Source organism: Frankia sp. AgB32 (assembly GCF_023243045.1).
Lineage (GTDB): Bacteria > Actinomycetota > Actinomycetes > Frankiales > Frankiaceae > Frankia.
In genome coordinates this window covers 40,677-56,592 of record NZ_JALKFX010000037.1, presented here as the reverse complement: position 1 = coordinate 56,592, position 15,916 = coordinate 40,677, and the positions used below count along the sequence as shown (strand labels likewise).

Sequence of the window (15,916 nt, the reverse complement as noted above, 5' to 3'; positions counted from 1 at the left end):
GCGACCGCGAGGGGGCCTTTGAACGCGCCGTAGCGGCGTTCGGAGACTTCCTGGCCTTTGTAGCGGGCGAGGACCTCGGCGGGGCTGATGGTGTCGGGCAGGTTCGTGAGCAGGGCGTACCAGCCGTCGGTGGCGGCCTCGGCGTTCAGGATGGTCTGGTCGAAGTGCCAGGTCAAAGCTGGTTTCCTGGTGTCCGGGTCGGTGCTGGTCTCGGCGACGAGGTAGCGGGAGACGCGGTACTTCGTGGCGAGGAGGGACAGGCGGGCTTTCACCGCGGCCTCGGTGCGGTAGAGATGGTGGCTGCCCGCCGCGCGGGTGAGGGTGTCGAGAGCCTCGCGGGCGCGGCCGAGTTTGAGTGTCCGGGCGGATGCCGCGGCCTGGGCGTTCACCGACGACCAGACGAACACGGTGCGCACGGTGACCGGCGGGTCCTTCTTACGGGGCCCGCGCAGGGTGGTCACGCCTTCCCGGGCACGGTAGGAGGCCCGCTGGTGGGCGAGCTTGGTGCGGTCACGGGCCGCGACATGGTCGATGATGGTGGCGGTGGCCCAGTCCTGGCTGGCCAGGACGTCGGCGGGTACCACCGCTTTCGGTGCCGGGGCGAGGAAGGTGACCCCGGGCGTCGAGGTCAGCGCGGTCAGGTTCGTGTAGGAGACGAGTTTGGTGTCCCCGACGAGCAGGAACGGCCGTGGGCCGGCGAGCTCGGTCAGGGCGCGCATCGCCCCGACGACCTGGGAGACTTCCCCTGCGCCGCCGTCGAAGGCCCGGTGGACCAGCGGGATCCCGCCGTCGGCGGTCGTGGCCAGGCCGGTCTGGACCTGTTTGAGGTCGGGCCGGCGATCTTTGGGATGGCCGTAGCGCGGGGTGGCGTAGTCGCTGTCGGCCTCGGGGTAGGCGCCCTGCAGCGAGATCGAGGTCATGTCCCAGTGCATGCGGGAGACCTCGAGACCGAACGCGGCGATCGCCGCGGCGCCGACCGAACCGACGACCTCCTCGCAGACCGGCGCGAGCGCGTCGAGCGCCCGGCCGACCCGGTCGTCGTTCAACGCGTCCGCCGGAATGTCGAACATCTCCTCGACCGCCCAGTCACGCGCCCACCGCTCGACATGCAGCAGCGGAGTCGGCGACGTCAACCGGTTCGCGACCAGCGCGGCGATGACCTGACCGTGGCTGACCCGGCTGACCTTGTCACGTATCGGGGCGAGCCGGTCGATCGTGGCCGCCACATCAAGGCGGCCCAGGTAGTCACGCGCGACGGGGAGCGCACCAAGCGGCTTCTCGACGCTCGGCGGCCCGTAATCCATAGCAACCGACACAGCAACGAACCGTCCCAGACCCGCCACTACGGATCACGATCATCCCGACGCAATCCGAACATGAGATCGAGTAACTGTCTCACTGCACGCACGTGCGGAAGACAGGGCTAGGCAGCGTCCGGGGTGCGAGACGGCCCACGAGCGGCTGGCCGCCGAGGTCGATCGGACCTGAGCACGGCCCCGGTCACCCGGGCCGGGTGAACGCGGCGAACCCGCGCCACCCCCGTCGCGCCCCGTCAGCGGCACCCGAAACTCTGCTACCGTGCGCGATCGTGAGGTCACGGAGGGCGCATCTCGAGTGGGGGAGCCAGGTCGATCCGGCGCGTCCTCCGTCGCGGCGACGACGGCCGGGACCCACCCGACTGATCGCTGCCACCCTGCTCGCGACGGCCGTCGGCCTGGTACCGGCCGCGACGCCGGCCACCCCCGCCGCGCTGGCGGCGCCGGAGTCGGCCACCCCGCCGAACCCGCCCGAGGTGATCGCCGGCGGCGGCCCGACGACCGGCGAATTCGCCGGCGACCCGGACGCCGCCATCACCCGCCGCCAACCCGCGCCGCCGTCCGCCTCGGGCGCGGTCTCCGCCGCCGAGCAGCAGCAGGTCACCGAGTACTGGACGGCCGAGCGGCGAGACCGCGCCTTCGGCTCCCACTCCGCAGCCCGCCAGGACGCCGTCGGTACCGCGTCGCCCCTGTCCACGCCGTCCGGCGACGACCCGGGCAGCGGCCCGGCCGCCGCACCGCCGCCACCGCCGCCACCGCCGAGCGACGGCACGCCGTACACCTCCGGCGGCCTCGTCACGGCGACCACCGGGCGGCTGTTCAGCTCGATCGGCGGCTCCGACTTCGCCTGTTCGGCGAGCGTGGTCACCAGCCGCGGCCGGGACCTCGTCGTGACCGCCGGGCACTGCCTGCACGGCGGCGCGGGCTCCGGGTTCGCCACCAACGTCGCGTTCGTGCCCGACTACGCCAACGGCGCGACACCTCTCGGCATCTGGACCGCCCGCCACCTCACGGTCACGCCAGGGTGGGCGGGCGGCTCCAACTTCGACGTCGACACCGGCTTCGCGCTGATGAACACCCAGCACGGCCGGCACATCCAGGACGTCGTCGGCGCCCAGGGGATCGCGTTCGACCTGCCGGTGTCCTACCAGCAGTACAGCTTCGGCTACCCGCGGCTGCGCCCCTTCGACGGCTCCACGCTGATCTACTGCGCCGGCCCGGGCGCGGCCGACTCCTACGGCGGGCCGTCGATCGGCGTGAGCTGCCGGATGACGGCGGGCTCCAGCGGCGGCCCGCTCATCGCGGGACTCGGCCGGCTCGGTCCCGGGCACGGGTGGATCGACGGAGTGATCAGCTATGCCTACTCCGGTTCCACCGACCGGCTGTTCGGTACGCGTTTCGGCGACACGGTCCGGCTGCTGTACTACCAGTCCAGTGGTCTTTGACCGGGCCCGCCGGCCGCTGACCAGCGTTCCTCCGAGGCCCCACGACGGTTGCGGATCAGCCGGTGCGTCGCGCGGCGGGGGCGATCGATAGCGTCTGCGCATGCCGCATCCGGGTGCCTTCGGACTTCTCCTGACCCTGCACGTCGCGCTCGCCGTGTTCATCATCGGTCCGCTGACCCTGGTCGGGGCGGCGGTCCCGCTGTTGCTGCGGACCGGCGCGGGCGCGCTGCCGGTGATGCGGTTGGCCGCGCGCCTGGTGCGGGTCTTCGCGGTCGCCACCCTGCTCATCGCGCTGACCGGCGTCGGGCTGGTGCACCAGGGGTCGTTCGGGAGCGTTCGGTCGTTCGGCGACGAGTGGCTCGCCGGCTCGCTGGTCCTGTGGGTGCTGGGAGCGGGCAGTTTCCTGGCGGTGGTCGCCCCCGGGCTTTCGCACGCGATCGCCGAGATCGACGCGGGCGGCGACCCGCGCCGCCGGATCACCACCATCACCGCCGGGGCGGCACTCGGCTCAGCCTGCTGGCTGGTCGTCGTGGCCCTGATGGTGATCAAGCCGGGCGGCTGAGCCCGGCCGCCGTCAGCTCGCCGCCGCCAGCGTCGCCCGACCGGCCTCCCCGCGGTCGACGACGTCCTCCAGCTTGTCCAGCACCCGCTCCCACACCGGCCTCGGCAGCTCGTGGCCCATCCCGTCGATCTCCAGCAGTTCCGCGGCCGGGATCGCGGCAGCCGTGAGCCGGCCGCCGATGACCGGGACCAGCGGGTCGGCCCCGCCGTGCACGACGAGGGCCGGCGTCGTCAGCCCGGCCAGCTCGGCGGTGCGGTCCGGGGCGGCCAGCAGGGCGGCACACTGGCGCAGCACACCGTCCGGGCCGCCGCGGCGCTCCCAGTAGACCTCGGTCCGCCGGCGCAGCCACGCCTCGTCGACCGGGAACTCCAGTGAGCCAAGGACCCGCTGCGACTCCCGTGCGGCGAGGATGGCCTCGGCGAGATCCCGCGGGGCCGGACGGAGGAACAGGGCCAGTGCCTCCGGGGTCGGCTGGACGCGGTGGTCACCCGGATGCGACATCATCGAGGTGAGGCTGCGGACCCGCTCCGGGCTGCGCAGCGCGGCGATCTGGGCGATCATCCCGCCCATCGACTGGCCGAGCAGGTGGGCCGAGTCGATGCCGAGCGCGGTGAGCAGGCCGAGCGCGTCGGTGGCCAGGTCGCTGAGCTGGTACGGCGTGAGCTCGAACCGGCCGGCGAGGATCGCGCCGAGGTCGGGCGGGCCGAGCTGGTCGAGATGGGTTGACCGGCCCACATCCCGGTTGTCAAAAACGACTACCCGGTAGCCGCGGCGGACCAGCGCCGCGATCAGGTCGGGATGCCAGCCGGCGAGCTGCTGACCGAGCCCGCCGATCATCAGCAGCGGCAGGCCATCGTCGCCCCCGTGGACCTCGTAGGTCAGCTCGAGGCCGTTCACCGTGACGATGCTCATGTCCGGACGGTAGCCATCCTGTGGCGCACGCGCACCCCTTCTCGACACCGCAGCGGGATACCACCTCTCTCGGTTCGACCCGGCCAGCCGACGCACCAGCGACAGCCTGCCCGTCACCCGCGATTCACTACTTAATGTGCCTCCTTCACTCCTTAGAGTAGTGGTACTGAGGTTGGCGATCCCCAGCACGCGGCACCCCGTCGCGGTGACCACAAGGGCGGACACGGTGATCTTTCCGACGATCGAGTTCGCGGCGTTCTTCGCCGTGACGCTGGCGCTGTCCTGGCTGCTGATGCCCAGGCCGCGGCTGTGGAAGCCGTTCGTCCTCGGCGCCTCGTACTTCTTCTACGGCTACGCGGACGCCCGGTTCGTCCTGCTCATCGTCGCCTCGACGCTGCTCAACCAGGCCGCCGCCCGGGCCGTCCACCGGTACCGGGACCGCCGCCTGCTCGCCGCCGCCGTCGCCTGCGACCTCGGCCTGCTCGGCTGGTTCAAGTACTACGGCTTCTTCGCGCTGTCCGTCGACCGCGCCCTGGCCGACGTCGGGCTGCCGGCGCCGCTGCCGCTGCTCCAGGTCGCGCTGCCGGTCGGGATCTCCTTCTTCACGTTCCAGGCGATCAGCTACGTCGTCGACGTGTACCGCGGGGGCACGGCGCCGGCGCCCCTGCTCGACTTCGCCGTCTACGAGGCGTTCTTTCCCCATCTGGTCGCCGGGCCGATCGTGCGGGCCAGCGAGTTCCTGCCGCAGCTGACCTCCCCCCGCGACCCGACCCGCGTCCCCGTCGCCCGGGCCGCGCTGCTGATCCTCGGCGGGCTGGCCAAGAAGGTGGTGCTCGCCGACGTCATCGCCGTGCGCCTGGTCGACCCGGTGTTCGACGCGCCGGGCCAGCGCTCCTCCGGCGAGATCGCCGCCGCCGTCTACGGCTACGCCGTGCAGATCTACTGCGACTTCTCCGCCTACTCCGACATCGCGATCGGCCTTGCCCTGCTGCTCGGGTTCCGCTTCCCCGACAACTTCGACCGCCCCTACGCCGCACGCAGCCTGCAGGAGTTCTGGCGCCGCTGGCACATGACGCTGTCCCGCTGGCTGCGCGACCATGTGTACCTGCCGCTCGGCGGAAACCGGCGGGGACGACGCCGCACCCACGCCAACCTGCTGATCACGATGACGCTCGGCGGACTGTGGCACGGGGCCTCGTGGAACTTCGTCGTGTGGGGCGCGCTGCACGGCGGCGCCCTGGTGGTCGAACGCCAGGTCCGGACCTGGCGCGCGCGGCCGGACGACTCCCCGGCGCCGGTCGAGGTCCCGGCGCCGGTCGAGGTCCCGGCGCCGGTCGAGGTGCCACGGCCGCGATCCCCGGCCGCGGTGCCGGCCGTCGTGCCAGCAGCGGTGCCGGTCGCCGTCGCGATCGCCGTGCCCGGTGACGCACCAGCCCGGCCGGCCACGGTGCTCCCCCCCCCGCCGGCCCTCGCCCGGCTCGCATCCCCGCACCCCGCGGTGCGCCGCGGCGCACTCCACCGGCACCGGGCGGCGGTGGCCGGTGGGGGCGGCGGCGCGCGGGCCTGGCTCGCCCGGCTGGCCGTGTTCCACTTCGTCTGCGTGACCTGGGTGTTCTTCCGTGCGCCCGATCTGGCGACGGCCGGGCGGCTGCTCTCCCGGCTGCTGACGGCGCCCGGGCCGGCGCCGCTGGTCACCGCACCCGTGCTGGCCGCCATCGCGGCCGGGCTGGCGACGGCCGCCGTTCCCCGCTCGTGGTGGACCGCGACGCGGGTGCGCCTGGCACGGTTGCCCACCGCCGCGCAGATCCCACTGCTCACCCTCAGCATCATGATCATCTATGCGGTCGCCGGACCCGGGCAGGTCTCCCCGTTCATCTACTTCCGGTTCTGACCGACGATCACGACGGCCAGTGCGTCGAGTCCACGATCCCAGGGAAATCAGTCCGGTCTGGACCGGCCCGGGCCGTGGGCTTCGTATCCGGCGTCGCCAAGCAGCACGTCCACTCCAGCGTCAGCCAGCACGTCGACGCTGCGAGGGAATGCCGGATGCGCGGCCTGGGCCTTGTTCAGGTACGGCAGAGCTGCGATCGGTAGCCGCTTCCCCATGGCTTCGGTGATGAGGTCGAGGGCGAGGGTGTCGCTGATCCCGCCTGCCCATTTGTTGATCGTGTTACTGGCGGCTGGGGCTACGAGGATCGCGTCGGGTGCGGGCAGGACGTCGGCATCTCCGGGCAGTTTGTAGGAGGTGCCGCCGCCGAAGCCCTCGAAATCCTGAAACGGAGCAAGGGGCCCGCGTTGGCTCGGGGATGTGGGCCGACGCCGAGGAGCATCTCGGGATCGCCGAGTGGGCGGCCCACACTCCAGGGGAGGGCCGGACCGCGATCTGCCATGGCGAGCTGGCCGCCGAGACCGCGGTGCACGATCTGGTGGGTGTCGCCATCGCGCACATCCTCATCGGCCGCGGCCACCTCGACGGCGACCGGCCGAGCCCGAAAGCGGCGGCACAGGCCGGCCTCGTCTCGTTCGACACCGTGGCCGCGGTGCCGAACGAGACCATCACGACGCGGGTCCGGCAGTTGCACCAGCAGCTCGTGCCCCTGCAGCTTGAGGGCCTGGTCGCCGAGCTGGGCCGCCAAGTCGTTGCCGTCTGAACCCTCGACGGTCACGGATCCGCCACGTCCCGTTCCCCTCTGGTCCGTCCTGCCGTTACCGTGCCCGGGTGCGTCCCGGCAGCGGCGTCGGACGTGGATCGGATGGCGATCATGGGCTGGGGCAAACCGAAGAAGACGGATACGCGGAACACCGACAAGCGGGGCAACACCGGCGGCGGTTCCTCGACCGGCCGCAGCGGGCAGAAGCGGGGCGGTTCCGGCCAGACGGGCGACCCGGCCGACGCCGTCGACCGGGGGCTCATGACCTGCCCCAAGTGCAGCGGATCGACGAAGGTTGGCGCCCCGGCCGCCGAGGCTGACGGGGGCGGCGTGTTCGATGGTGCGAGTCAGATCGACTGCCCGCGCTGCGGCGGTACCGGGCAGGTGAAGAAGAAGTGACCGTGGACGGGCGGGGCGACGCCCCGGAGGATGGGCCGACCGGGCCGGAGCCTGAGGTGCGCGCCCTGTTCCCGTCGTGCAACAGGTGCCGGCGGGAGCGGGCGGCGCGCCTACGCCGGCCGGGCGCTGCCGCGGTGTCCGGGCTGCCGGGTTTGACGTTGCAGCCTGCGGTGACGGGGTGCACGCACCTGCCGGAGGTGTGGGCGGCGGGGTTCGGGCCGGGTGCTGAGCCGCCGGACGAGTCGGCTTGGGAGACGCGACCTGACGGGCCGGTCTGACCTTCTCGGGAGGAGCGCCGCCAGGGCCCGACCTGACTCCGGGCTCGCCGGCGGTGGAGGAGCTTGCGGCCGCGCCGCCGCGGTCTGAGCGCGATTACGGCTAATAAACGATCCGGCACGCCCCGTTCCTCTCTGGAGGGTGCCCACCGGCAGCCATGGAGAGTTCGTGGACACGTGAGCGCCGGCCGGCGCCAGTGACACCTGCCGGGTGTCACTGATCGCTACACTTTCCAGCCTGGGCTGATGACGATGGGTAGCGACCGGCGACAACAGCCGATGATGCCGCACAGGAAAGCCGACATGAGGTACACGTAACGTGACAACTTGCTCGCCGGCCCCGCCGTCCGGGCCGGAAAGGGCGGCCACCCGCCTGGCCGCGGCGTCCGAGGCCGCTCCGGCGCCGGAGGCCGACGTGGTGGATGCGATGCCGGCCCGGCGGGTCGTGGTCACCGTGGCCGCGGTGCTCGTCCTGCTGGCGGTGCTGCGCGCACCGGCGATGGTGCATGCCGGGGAGGGCATGCGCCCGGGAACCACCCGCGCGCTCGTCCTCGGGGTGGCCCGTCCCCTTGCCCGGGTGACCCATCCGCTGCGGCTGGACGCGCCCGACCGCGGGCTGGCGCGTGCCTTCGGGCACCGGCCCGGCTCGTCCGGGGTCGCCTCCGAGCTGGCCACCGCGGCGAGCCAGGCCACCGCGAACCCAGCCGCGGCGCCCCACGGGGCCTCGGGGCCGGCCGGCGGGCCGGCGCCCGCCGCCATCGTGGCGCCGCCGCGCCGGCCGACCGCCGCCGATCCGCTGCGGGTGCTGGTCACCGGCGACTCGCTGACCGAGACGCTCGGCCCGGCCATCACGAACGCGGTCCCGGGCACCGTGCGCGTGCGGACCGAGACCAGATACGGCACGGGCCTCGCGCGGCCGGACTTCTTCGACTGGGCGTCGCGGGCGCGCGCCCAGCTCGGCGAGCAGCACCCGGAGCTGGTCATCGTCGCGATGGGCGGCAACGACGGCCAGGGCATCACCCGCCCGGACGGCACGGTCCTGCCGGCCGGCACGCCGGCGTGGGCGGCCGAGTACCAGCGGCGGGCCGACGTCGTGATGCGGATCTGGACCGGCTCGGGACAGCGGCGGGTACTCTGGCTCGGCCTGCCGCCGGCCCGCTCGCACCGCCTGGACGGGTATTTCCACCAGCTGAACACCGCGGCCGCCGCCGCGGCCACCGGGGTCCCCGGCGCCACCTACCTCGACCTGACCCCGTGGCTGTCCCGCGGCGGTGCCTACAGCGACTACCTGAGCACCGCCGACGGCCGCACCGTGCTGGCACGGTCACGGGACGGGGTGCACCTGACCCTGGACGGCGCCCGCATCGCCGCGACCCACGTGCTCGACACCCTCCGGGGCGTCTGGCCCCCGGGGGCTCTGCGCCCCTGAGGCGGCCGCGGCCGGAACGACCCCGCTCAGCGCACGCGGAAGCCGAAACCCCCGCCCTCGAGATCCGCGCGGGTTCCGCTCACCGCGGCGAGGGCGTCGGCCAGGGTCGCCTGGGCCAGCGCCGCCCGGGCCAGGGTCTCCCGATCCGGCGGCTGCTCGGTCGGCGGCTGGCCCGGCCCGGCGGCGGCGATCGCGGCGAGCACGTCCTCGGCGAGGACCGCGAGCTGGTCGGGCAGGGCGTGGGGGGCGAGCCGCGGTGGCCGGGCGCCGGCAGGCGCGCCAGCTCCGATCCGCTCGCCGAGGGCGGCCAGTTCGTCGAGCAGCCGCCGGGTCCGGTCCGCCCGGGTCAGGCCGGACTCGACCGGCACGTCCCAGGAGGAGCCGGCCCAGCTGCGCAGGCGCCGGATGAGCAGCCCGACCTCGCGGCCGAGGTGGCCGACCTCGTCGGACATCCGGGCACAGTACCGCACAGGTCGACACGCGCCCGCGGGTGGGCCTTGCCCTCGCGTGTGACCTGGGGCACGCTTACGACATGAGCCGTTGACGTCGGGTTTTACGTCTGGAGGCGCGCATGTCACTGAACCGTTCCCCGCAGACCCATCAGATCCTCATCGAACGGATCCCCAGGGTGACCGGTCATGAGGTCAGTACCTGGCTCAGCCGGCTGGACGAGGGTCCGGGCCTGCTGCGGTTCACCGAGCGGGTGAACTGGCTGCGTGCCGAACACAACCTGCCGCACAGCTACGCGTCGGCACTCGTGCACGAGTCGGACCTGCGCCGGCGGGCCATCCGGGCCTGACGACGCCGCTCGAGCCCACCGGCCACAATGGCCGGATGGAACTCGACGCAGCCATCGACTTCGTCCGCGAGCATCACCGGGCGGTGTTGTGTACCACCCGCCGGGACGGCACCCCGCAGATGTCGCCCGTGACGGTCGGTGTCGATCCCGGCGGGCGGCTGCGGGTCAGCACGCGGCTGACCGCGTTCAAGGTCAGCCATGTCCAGCGCGAGCCGGTCGTCCGGCTGTGCGTTCTGCCCGACGAGTTCTTCGGGCCGTGGCTGCAGATCACCGGCACGGCGGAGATCATCCGACTACCGGCGGCGATGGAACTGCTCGTGGAGTACTACCGCGAGCTGTCCGGCGAGCATCCCGACTGGGACGACTACCGGGCGGCGATGGAGCGCGACCAGCGCTGCATCATGCGGATCACGCCCACCGCCGCCGGACCGGACCGCTCCGGCTGATCTTTCCCGCCGCGGGCCCGGTCTCGGCGCCGCGGGGCGCTACTGGCGCAGCTTGGACAGCAGGCGCAGCGTCTCCAGATACACCCAGACGAAGCCGATCAGCAGGGCGAACGCCGCCCGCCACGCCTCGGACCGGGGGGCACCGGAGTTGATCGCCCGCTCGATGTAGTCGAAGTCGAGGATGAACTGCAGGCTGGCGACGATGAGCACCACGACGCTGAACAGGATGCCCAGCGGTGACGCGTCGTTGATGATCGGCAGGTGGCTGCCGCTGACCGCCCTGATCGCCAGGTCGGCCAGGCTCAGCAGGATCACGCCGAACAGCACGCCGGTGACGATGCGGGCCATCCGCGGGGTGGCCCGCAGCCGGCGGCTGCGGTAGGCGAGCAGCATCGCGACGAAGATCAGCCCGGTACCGAGCAGGGCCTGCGGCACGATGCCGCCGAAGGCGTCCTCGTAGAAGCCGGAGATCGCGCCGACCGCCACGCCCTCGATCAGCGCGAAGGCGACCACCAGCGCCGGGCGCACCCGGCCGCGCATCGCGACGAGGCTGAGGACCAGCGCGACGAGCCCGGCGCCGAGCGCGATGCCCGGCGCGTCCCGCCCGACCACCCAGCCGACGCCGGCGCCGACGCCCAGCAGCGCGAACAGCCCGAGGGTGTGGACGACCACGTCGTCCACCGTGAGGGTGGTCGGCTGCCGGTAGTGGCTGGCGAGCTCCTCGGGGCTCGGCGTCGGCGGGGGAGCGAAGCCGCCGCGGCGCAGCACGGGGTTCGAGGAACGAAGGTCGGCCATGCAGCCGGCTCCTCTCGGTTGCCGCCGGGCGGAAGCCACGGTCAGCTGTTGGTGCAGACGTCTACCGCGGAAACGATCCCATGGACCTGCGGGTTCCCGCTGTCCGGTGCTCGACACCACCGGCGGGGCGGTCGGGCCGGCGGATCCGGGCCGCGCCGCGCTCGCATGCCGGACGCCCGCGGCGTTCATGAACGTCGCGGGCGCCTCGACAAAGATTGTGCCGGTGGTCGGAGTCGAACCGACACTCGAGCTGTTTTTAGGACAGCCTCCTCTACCAGTTGGGATACACCGGCTCGTCTACATCGCTGCTGTTTCTACCATGCTACGTAGGTTCTGGGAATAACACATCCGGGAAAAGTGGTCCGGGGCTGGCGAGCCCGCCGAAAGCGTGACGCATCGTGACGGGGATGCCGCCGTTTCGACATGAGTTCCGATCAAGGCGCGGACCGCCGGACCGAATAGCCCGGAGCTCGCGGGCCCGGTTAGCAGCCGCACTCGGCACAGTCGAATACAGGCACACCGAGGTGCCGCTAAGTACCCCTGACAGCCGTCCGAAGCTCTGCCGCCGGGGGGATTCACCGGCGCCGGTCGGGCCCGGTGCGCAAGGCCGGCGATCGTCAGCTCCGGTGCGCCGCGGCCTCGGAGTCGGCACTGACGACGCCGGCCACCGGCGCGGTGGCGGTGGGCGCCCCGACGGCGTCCGGTGACCCGGTGGCCGCCCGGCGGAACTCCGCGCGGGGGTCGGCGAAGGAGCCCAGGGAGACGATCTCACGGCGGAAGAACAGGGCCAGCGTCCAGTCCGCGACCACGCGGGCCTTGCGGTTGAGGGTCGGCACCCGGCTGAGGTGGTAGCTGCGGTGCATCAGCCAGGCCGGCCAGCCACGGAGCCTGATCCCGTAGATCTCGGCCACGCCCTTGTGCAGGCCGAGGGAGGCCACGGACCCGGCGTAGCTGTGCTCGTATGGCCGGATGGGCTGGTGGCGCAGCTCGGCGAGGATGTTCTCGGCCAGCCGGCCGGCCTGCCGGACAGCGTGCTGGGCGGACGGGCCGGTGGTCGCTCCATCGCCCTTGGTGAGATCGGGTACGGCCGCGCAGTCACCGGCGGTCCAGGCATCGGCCACGCCGTCGACCTGGAGGAAGGCGGTGGCCCGCAGCCGGCCGCGCTCGTCGAGCGGCAGGTCGGTGCGGGTGAGCACCGGGTTGGGCTTCACCCCCGCCGTCCACACCACGGTGCCGGCGTCGAAGCGCTCCCCGCTGTCCAGCACGACCCGGCCGTCCACCAGGCTTTCCACCCGGGTGTTCAGCTTCACCGCTATACCGCGGTGCTCCAGCTGCTTCACCGTGTACAGCCCCATTGCCAGCGAGACTTCCGGCAATATACGTCCGGTCGCCTCGACGAGAACCCAGCGCATTTCCGCGGGATTCAGGTCCGGGTAAAAGGAGCACGCGTCGCGGGCCATGTCCTCGAGTTCGGCCAGCGCCTCGATGCCGGCATATCCGCCGCCAATGAAAAGAAAGGTAAGCGCGCGGCGGCGAACCGCCGGATCAACCGCCGACGCCGCCGCGTCGAGTCGACTGATGACCTGGTTCCGAAGATAGATGGCCTCGGCCGCGCTCTTGAATCCGATGCCCTGCTCGGCGAGTCCGGGAATCGGCAGGGTACGGGCGACGGAGCCCGGGCACATCACCAGGATGTCGTAGGCGAGATCGAAGCTGTCGCCGAGGGGCGGCTGGACGACGGCGGTCCGTCGCTCATGACTCACGGAAAACACGGAGCCACTGACGACACGGCAGCTCTTGAGCACTTTGCGTAGCGGAACAACCACATGTCGTGGCTCAAGGTTCCCGGCCGCCGCCTCCGGAAGAAACGGCTGATAGGTCATGTAGGAGTTCGGCTCGACCACCGTGATGGTCGCCTCGCCCTTGCGCAGCCTGCGCGCAAGCCGCAGGGCGGTGTACATGCCGACGTATCCACCGCCGACGATGAGGATGTGCGGTGCGCGCCCATAGCCCATGCAAAAACCGTACCCGCAGGCCTGCCCTTACACCCTGGCACCGGACGATCGGCGGGCAATTTTCCGTGACGCACGACACCAATACGGACAACTTTCGGCAGGCCCGTCCACCGGGTGAGTGCCGTCACTCACCCGCTGTGTTGGCGCCCGCCGGGCGCCGGATAGCCGGGAAGCGCGCTCAACCTACTTCGGCAAGCGACGCCGCCGACCCGAAAACCGTGTCCAGCATCACCTCGGTGAGCCGACCGGTGAAGGTGTTCTGCTGGCTCGGGTGATAACACCCGATGACCGTCATCCCACCGGGGAGCTTGACCTGGACGTCGTGGCCGAAGGGGACCCTCCGCGGCGGCCCGGCGTAGCCGGCCTCGCCCAGCGCCGGCCACAGCGCCGTCCAGGCGAACCCGCCGAGCACGACCACGACCCGCAGCGACGGCCGCACCAGCGCCAGTTCCCTGACCAGCCAGGGCCGACAGGTGTCCCGCTCCCGCGTCGTCGGTCGGTTCACCGGCGGCGCGCAGCGCACTGCGGCGGCGATCCGGGTGGCCCGCAGCCACTGGCCGTCCCCGGCGGCGACCGAGGTCGCCAGCGCCGCCAGCCCCACCCGGTGCAGCGAGGCGAACAGCCAGTCGCCGCTGCGGTCGCCGGTGAAGATCCGCCCCGTCCGGTTGCCCCCGTGGGCGGCCGGCGCCAGCCCGACGACCAGGATCCGGGCGTCGGCCGGGCCGAAGGAGGGCACCGGGCGACCCCAGTACGGCTGGTCCGCGAACGACGCCCGGCGCAGGACCGCGACCTCCTCCCGCCAGGAGACCAGCCGCGGACACGCCCGGCACACCGATATCCGGGCGTCGAGGGCGCCGCAGTCGACGGCGGAGGCGGCCAGCACCCGCGCGGCGGCCGGGGCGGCCGCCACCGGCGTGCTCGCGTCAGCGAGGTCCCCCGGCCAGCCGGCACCCGGCGGCGCCGGACCGCGCCGCGACGCGGGGTCAGCCCGGCCGCGGTCGGGCATCATCCGGCGGCGGGGCCGGTCATCGTGGGGACGGCCGGGCCGGGCGCCGCCGGTGCGCCGGCGTCGGCCAGCGCGAGCGCGATCCCGTCGAGGATGTCGCGTTCGCTGGCGACGATCGCGGCCGCGCCGGTCCGCTCCACCAGCGTGCGCAGCACCAGGGCGCCGGAGGCGATGACGTCGACCCGGCCGGGATGCATCACCGGCAGCGCCGCGCGCTCGTCGTGGGTCATGCCGAGCAGCCGGTCGGTGACCTCGGCGACCTGCTCGGCGGTGGTCACGGACAGATGGAGCCGGACCGCGTCGTAGCCCGGCAGGCCGGCGGCGAGGGCGGCCACGGTGGTCACGGTGCCGGCGACGCCGACCAGGGTCGCCGCCTCGGTGATCGGCACGGTGGCCGCGGCGAGGTCGAACGCGGCGTGCGCGTCGGCGACGATCGCCGCGACCTGCGCCGCCGTGGGCGGGTCGTCCCGCAGGTGCCGCTCGGCGAGCCGGACACAGCCGACGTTCACCGATCGGGCCGCGCGCACCCCGCGGGCGTCGCCGAGGACCAGTTCCGTCGAGCCGCCGCCGATGTCGGCGAGCAGGATCGGGGTGGCCACCACCGACGCGGCGTCGGGCGTGCCGGTGAGGCCCACCCGGCCGAGCTGTCCGGCTGTGGCCGCGGCGCCAGGCGATCCGTCCTGCGCGTACGGGGCGAACAGCCCGGTCGGTCCGGGCCGATCGGGCTGGTTCGCCCGATCCGACGCGCCTGACTGCGCCGGCGTCGCCGACACCCACGGCGCTGCGGCCCGAGCCGATCCGGCGGCACCGCCCGCAGCGCCGCCGACGAGGTCCCCGATGGCCCCGGAGAACGACAGCGCCGCCTCCTCGTCACCACTGATCACCTCGGGGTCGACCCCGAGGATCGCGCGCACGCCGGCGACCAGCTCGTCCCGGTTGCGCGCGTCGCGGGTCGCGCTCGTGGCGACCATCCGCACCCGCGTCGCGCCCAGCCGGTCGATCTCGGCCGCGTAGTCGCGCAGCGCCGCGAACGTGCGAGCCAGCGCCTCCGGAGCGAGCTCGCCGGTGCGGTCGACGCCGGCGCCCCGGCGCACGATCTCCATCCGCCGGGTCAGCTCGTGCAGGCCGGCGCCGTCGACGTCCGCGACCAGCAGACGGATCGAGTTGGTTCCGCAGTCGATCGCGGCTACCCGGGTCACGCGCGCCCCTTCCCGTCCGTCCTGCCCGCCACGTTGGCCGGGACAGCGGCCTGGGGCGCGGCACCGACGGTGCCAGTATTCGCCGATCCGGCGCCGCCCGTCAGGCGTTCCTCGGGGATGCCGGCCGGCCCCGCGATGTCGGCTTCCCCGGCGACGTCGGCTTCCCCGGCGACGTCGGCCGGCACGCAGGGGCCGCGCCGGCCCCAGTCCTCGATCGCCGCGATGGCCTCGTCACCGAACGGGTTCACGCCCGGCCCGGCCGCGAGGCTGTGCGCCACCAGCACGTGCAGGCATTTCACCCGCTCCGGCATCCCGCCGGCGCTCGGCGAGCCGGGGAGCACCTCGTGGGCGTCGCGCCGGGCGAGGTAGTCGCGCAGCGCGGCGTCGTACGCGGCGGCGAGGTCGGGATCCCGGGCGAGCCGCTCGGTCATCTCCCGCATCACCCCGGCGGCCTCCAGCCGGGAGACCGCGCTGGCCGCCCGCGGGCAGGTCAGGTAGTACAGCGTCGGGAACGGGGAGCCGTCCGGCAGCCGGGGGGCGGTCTCCACCACGTCGGGCAGGCCGCAGGAGCACTCGTGCGCGACCCCCAGCAGCCCGCGCGGCGTGCGGCCGAGCTGCCTGTGCACGATCTCGGCCTGCGCGGCCGTCACCGACGTCGACGACATGC

Annotated in this window: 17 protein-coding genes and 1 tRNA gene; 8 read left to right on the top strand and 10 right to left on the bottom strand. The window is 73.1% G+C overall.

Annotated elements, in window-relative coordinates; translation table 11 throughout:
* On the bottom strand, positions 1 to 1,304 hold a 1,304-nt coding region (locus tag MXD60_RS13725; protein ID WP_248819438.1), incomplete at its 3' end, for an IS1634 family transposase.
* Between the two features lie 284 nt (positions 1,305 to 1,588).
* Between MXD60_RS13725 and MXD60_RS13720 the strand changes: the two genes are divergently transcribed.
* Positions 1,589 to 2,761 (top strand): trypsin-like serine peptidase, encoded by a 1,173-nt coding sequence (locus MXD60_RS13720; protein WP_248819437.1) that lies wholly within the window; start codon positions 1,589 to 1,591, stop codon positions 2,759 to 2,761.
* A 100-nt stretch (positions 2,762 to 2,861) separates the two neighbouring features.
* Complete coding sequence (locus MXD60_RS13715) at positions 2,862 to 3,323, top strand: DUF2269 domain-containing protein (protein ID WP_248819436.1); 462 nt, start codon at positions 2,862 to 2,864, stop codon at positions 3,321 to 3,323.
* Between the two features lie 12 nt (positions 3,324 to 3,335).
* On the opposite strand, the gene MXD60_RS13710 is transcribed toward MXD60_RS13715, so the two are convergent.
* On the bottom strand, positions 3,336 to 4,235 hold the full coding sequence (locus tag MXD60_RS13710) for an alpha/beta fold hydrolase (protein WP_248819435.1): 900 nt from the start codon (positions 4,233 to 4,235) through the stop codon (positions 3,336 to 3,338).
* 226 nt (positions 4,236 to 4,461) lie between these two features.
* Between MXD60_RS13710 and MXD60_RS13705 the strand changes: the two genes are divergently transcribed.
* Entirely contained in the window at positions 4,462 to 6,126 is a 1,665-nt protein-coding gene (locus tag MXD60_RS13705; RefSeq protein ID WP_248819434.1) for an MBOAT family O-acyltransferase, read from the top strand.
* A 47-nt stretch (positions 6,127 to 6,173) separates the two neighbouring features.
* On the opposite strand, the gene MXD60_RS13700 is transcribed toward MXD60_RS13705, so the two are convergent.
* On the bottom strand, positions 6,174 to 6,431 hold the full coding sequence (locus tag MXD60_RS13700) for a flavoprotein (protein WP_308222469.1): 258 nt from the start codon (positions 6,429 to 6,431) through the stop codon (positions 6,174 to 6,176).
* A gap of 110 nt (positions 6,432 to 6,541) precedes the next feature.
* Here MXD60_RS13700 and MXD60_RS13695 point away from each other — a divergent pair, with 110 nt between their 5' ends.
* The 3 genes from MXD60_RS13695 (at position 6,542) to MXD60_RS13685 (ending at position 8,989) form a co-directional block, all read left to right on the top strand.
* Positions 6,542 to 6,886, top strand: a complete 345-nt coding sequence (locus MXD60_RS13695) for a hypothetical protein (RefSeq protein WP_248819433.1) — start codon at positions 6,542 to 6,544, stop codon at positions 6,884 to 6,886.
* 102 nt (positions 6,887 to 6,988) lie between these two features.
* Entirely contained in the window at positions 6,989 to 7,285 is a 297-nt protein-coding gene (locus tag MXD60_RS13690; protein ID WP_248819432.1) for a TFIIB-type zinc ribbon-containing protein, read from the top strand.
* Positions 7,286 to 7,879: 594 nt separating this feature from the next.
* On the top strand, positions 7,880 to 8,989 hold the full coding sequence (locus MXD60_RS13685) for an SGNH/GDSL hydrolase family protein (RefSeq protein ID WP_308222468.1): 1,110 nt from the start codon (positions 7,880 to 7,882) through the stop codon (positions 8,987 to 8,989).
* A 26-nt stretch (positions 8,990 to 9,015) separates the two neighbouring features.
* Here MXD60_RS13685 and MXD60_RS13680 read toward each other — a convergent pair whose 3' ends face one another.
* Positions 9,016 to 9,441 (bottom strand): hypothetical protein, encoded by a 426-nt coding sequence (locus MXD60_RS13680; protein ID WP_248819431.1) that lies wholly within the window; start codon positions 9,439 to 9,441, stop codon positions 9,016 to 9,018.
* Between the two features lie 119 nt (positions 9,442 to 9,560).
* On the opposite strand from MXD60_RS13680, the gene MXD60_RS13675 reads away from it, so the two are divergent.
* Together MXD60_RS13675 and MXD60_RS13670 are read left to right on the top strand one after the other, a co-directional pair.
* The gene (locus MXD60_RS13675; RefSeq protein ID WP_248819430.1) at positions 9,561 to 9,788 is read left to right on the top strand and encodes a DUF4287 domain-containing protein; all 228 of its coding nucleotides are present in this window, start codon (positions 9,561 to 9,563) and stop codon (positions 9,786 to 9,788) included.
* Between the two features lie 35 nt (positions 9,789 to 9,823).
* Complete coding sequence (locus MXD60_RS13670) at positions 9,824 to 10,234, top strand: PPOX class F420-dependent oxidoreductase (protein WP_248819429.1); 411 nt, start codon at positions 9,824 to 9,826, stop codon at positions 10,232 to 10,234.
* Positions 10,235 to 10,273: 39 nt separating this feature from the next.
* On the opposite strand, the gene MXD60_RS13665 is transcribed toward MXD60_RS13670, so the two are convergent.
* The 6 genes from MXD60_RS13665 to MXD60_RS13640 form a co-directional block, all read right to left on the bottom strand.
* Positions 10,274 to 11,029: a Bax inhibitor-1/YccA family protein gene (locus tag MXD60_RS13665; protein WP_248819428.1), complete on the bottom strand. Its 756-nt coding sequence runs from the start codon at positions 11,027 to 11,029 to the stop codon at positions 10,274 to 10,276.
* A gap of 218 nt (positions 11,030 to 11,247) precedes the next feature.
* Positions 11,248 to 11,322: transfer RNA gene (locus MXD60_RS13660), tRNA-Leu, on the bottom strand.
* A gap of 324 nt (positions 11,323 to 11,646) precedes the next feature.
* Complete coding sequence (locus MXD60_RS13655; RefSeq protein WP_248819427.1) at positions 11,647 to 13,044, bottom strand: NAD(P)/FAD-dependent oxidoreductase; 1,398 nt, start codon at positions 13,042 to 13,044, stop codon at positions 11,647 to 11,649.
* A gap of 178 nt (positions 13,045 to 13,222) precedes the next feature.
* Complete coding sequence (locus MXD60_RS13650) at positions 13,223 to 14,053, bottom strand: uracil-DNA glycosylase (protein ID WP_248819426.1); 831 nt, start codon at positions 14,051 to 14,053, stop codon at positions 13,223 to 13,225.
* Positions 14,050 to 15,249, bottom strand: coding sequence for a Ppx/GppA phosphatase family protein (locus MXD60_RS13645; RefSeq protein WP_248819425.1), 1,200 nt, complete (start codon positions 15,247 to 15,249; stop codon positions 14,050 to 14,052). The genes MXD60_RS13650 and MXD60_RS13645 overlap by 4 nt, the downstream gene beginning before the upstream one ends.
* Complete coding sequence (locus tag MXD60_RS13640) at positions 15,246 to 15,914, bottom strand: DUF501 domain-containing protein (protein ID WP_248819424.1); 669 nt, start codon at positions 15,912 to 15,914, stop codon at positions 15,246 to 15,248. Before MXD60_RS13640 ends, MXD60_RS13645 begins: the two co-directional genes overlap by 4 nt.
* Positions 15,915 to 15,916 lie beyond the last annotated feature (2 nt).

Excerpts from the sequence above, each read along its gene's own strand:
- MXD60_RS13665 (WP_248819428.1), bottom strand. The coding sequence starts at position 11,029 with ATGGCCGACCTTCGTTCCTCGAACCCCGTGCTGCGCCGCGGCGGCTTC.
- MXD60_RS13710 (WP_248819435.1), bottom strand. The coding sequence starts at position 4,235 with ATGAGCATCGTCACGGTGAACGGCCTCGAGCTGACCTACGAGGTCCAC.
- MXD60_RS13650 (WP_248819426.1), bottom strand. The coding sequence starts at position 14,053 with ATGATGCCCGACCGCGGCCGGGCTGACCCCGCGTCGCGGCGCGGTCCG.
- MXD60_RS13670 (WP_248819429.1), top strand. The coding sequence starts at position 9,824 with ATGGAACTCGACGCAGCCATCGACTTCGTCCGCGAGCATCACCGGGCG.
- MXD60_RS13640 (WP_248819424.1), bottom strand. The coding sequence starts at position 15,914 with ATGTCGTCGACGTCGGTGACGGCCGCGCAGGCCGAGATCGTGCACAGG.
- MXD60_RS13680 (WP_248819431.1), bottom strand. The coding sequence starts at position 9,441 with ATGTCCGACGAGGTCGGCCACCTCGGCCGCGAGGTCGGGCTGCTCATC.
- MXD60_RS13655 (WP_248819427.1), bottom strand. The coding sequence starts at position 13,044 with ATGGGCTATGGGCGCGCACCGCACATCCTCATCGTCGGCGGTGGATAC.
- MXD60_RS13715 (WP_248819436.1), top strand. The coding sequence starts at position 2,862 with ATGCCGCATCCGGGTGCCTTCGGACTTCTCCTGACCCTGCACGTCGCG.
- MXD60_RS13675 (WP_248819430.1), top strand. The coding sequence starts at position 9,561 with ATGTCACTGAACCGTTCCCCGCAGACCCATCAGATCCTCATCGAACGG.
- MXD60_RS13695 (WP_248819433.1), top strand. The coding sequence starts at position 6,542 with ATGTGGGCCGACGCCGAGGAGCATCTCGGGATCGCCGAGTGGGCGGCC.
- MXD60_RS13690 (WP_248819432.1), top strand. The coding sequence starts at position 6,989 with ATGGCGATCATGGGCTGGGGCAAACCGAAGAAGACGGATACGCGGAAC.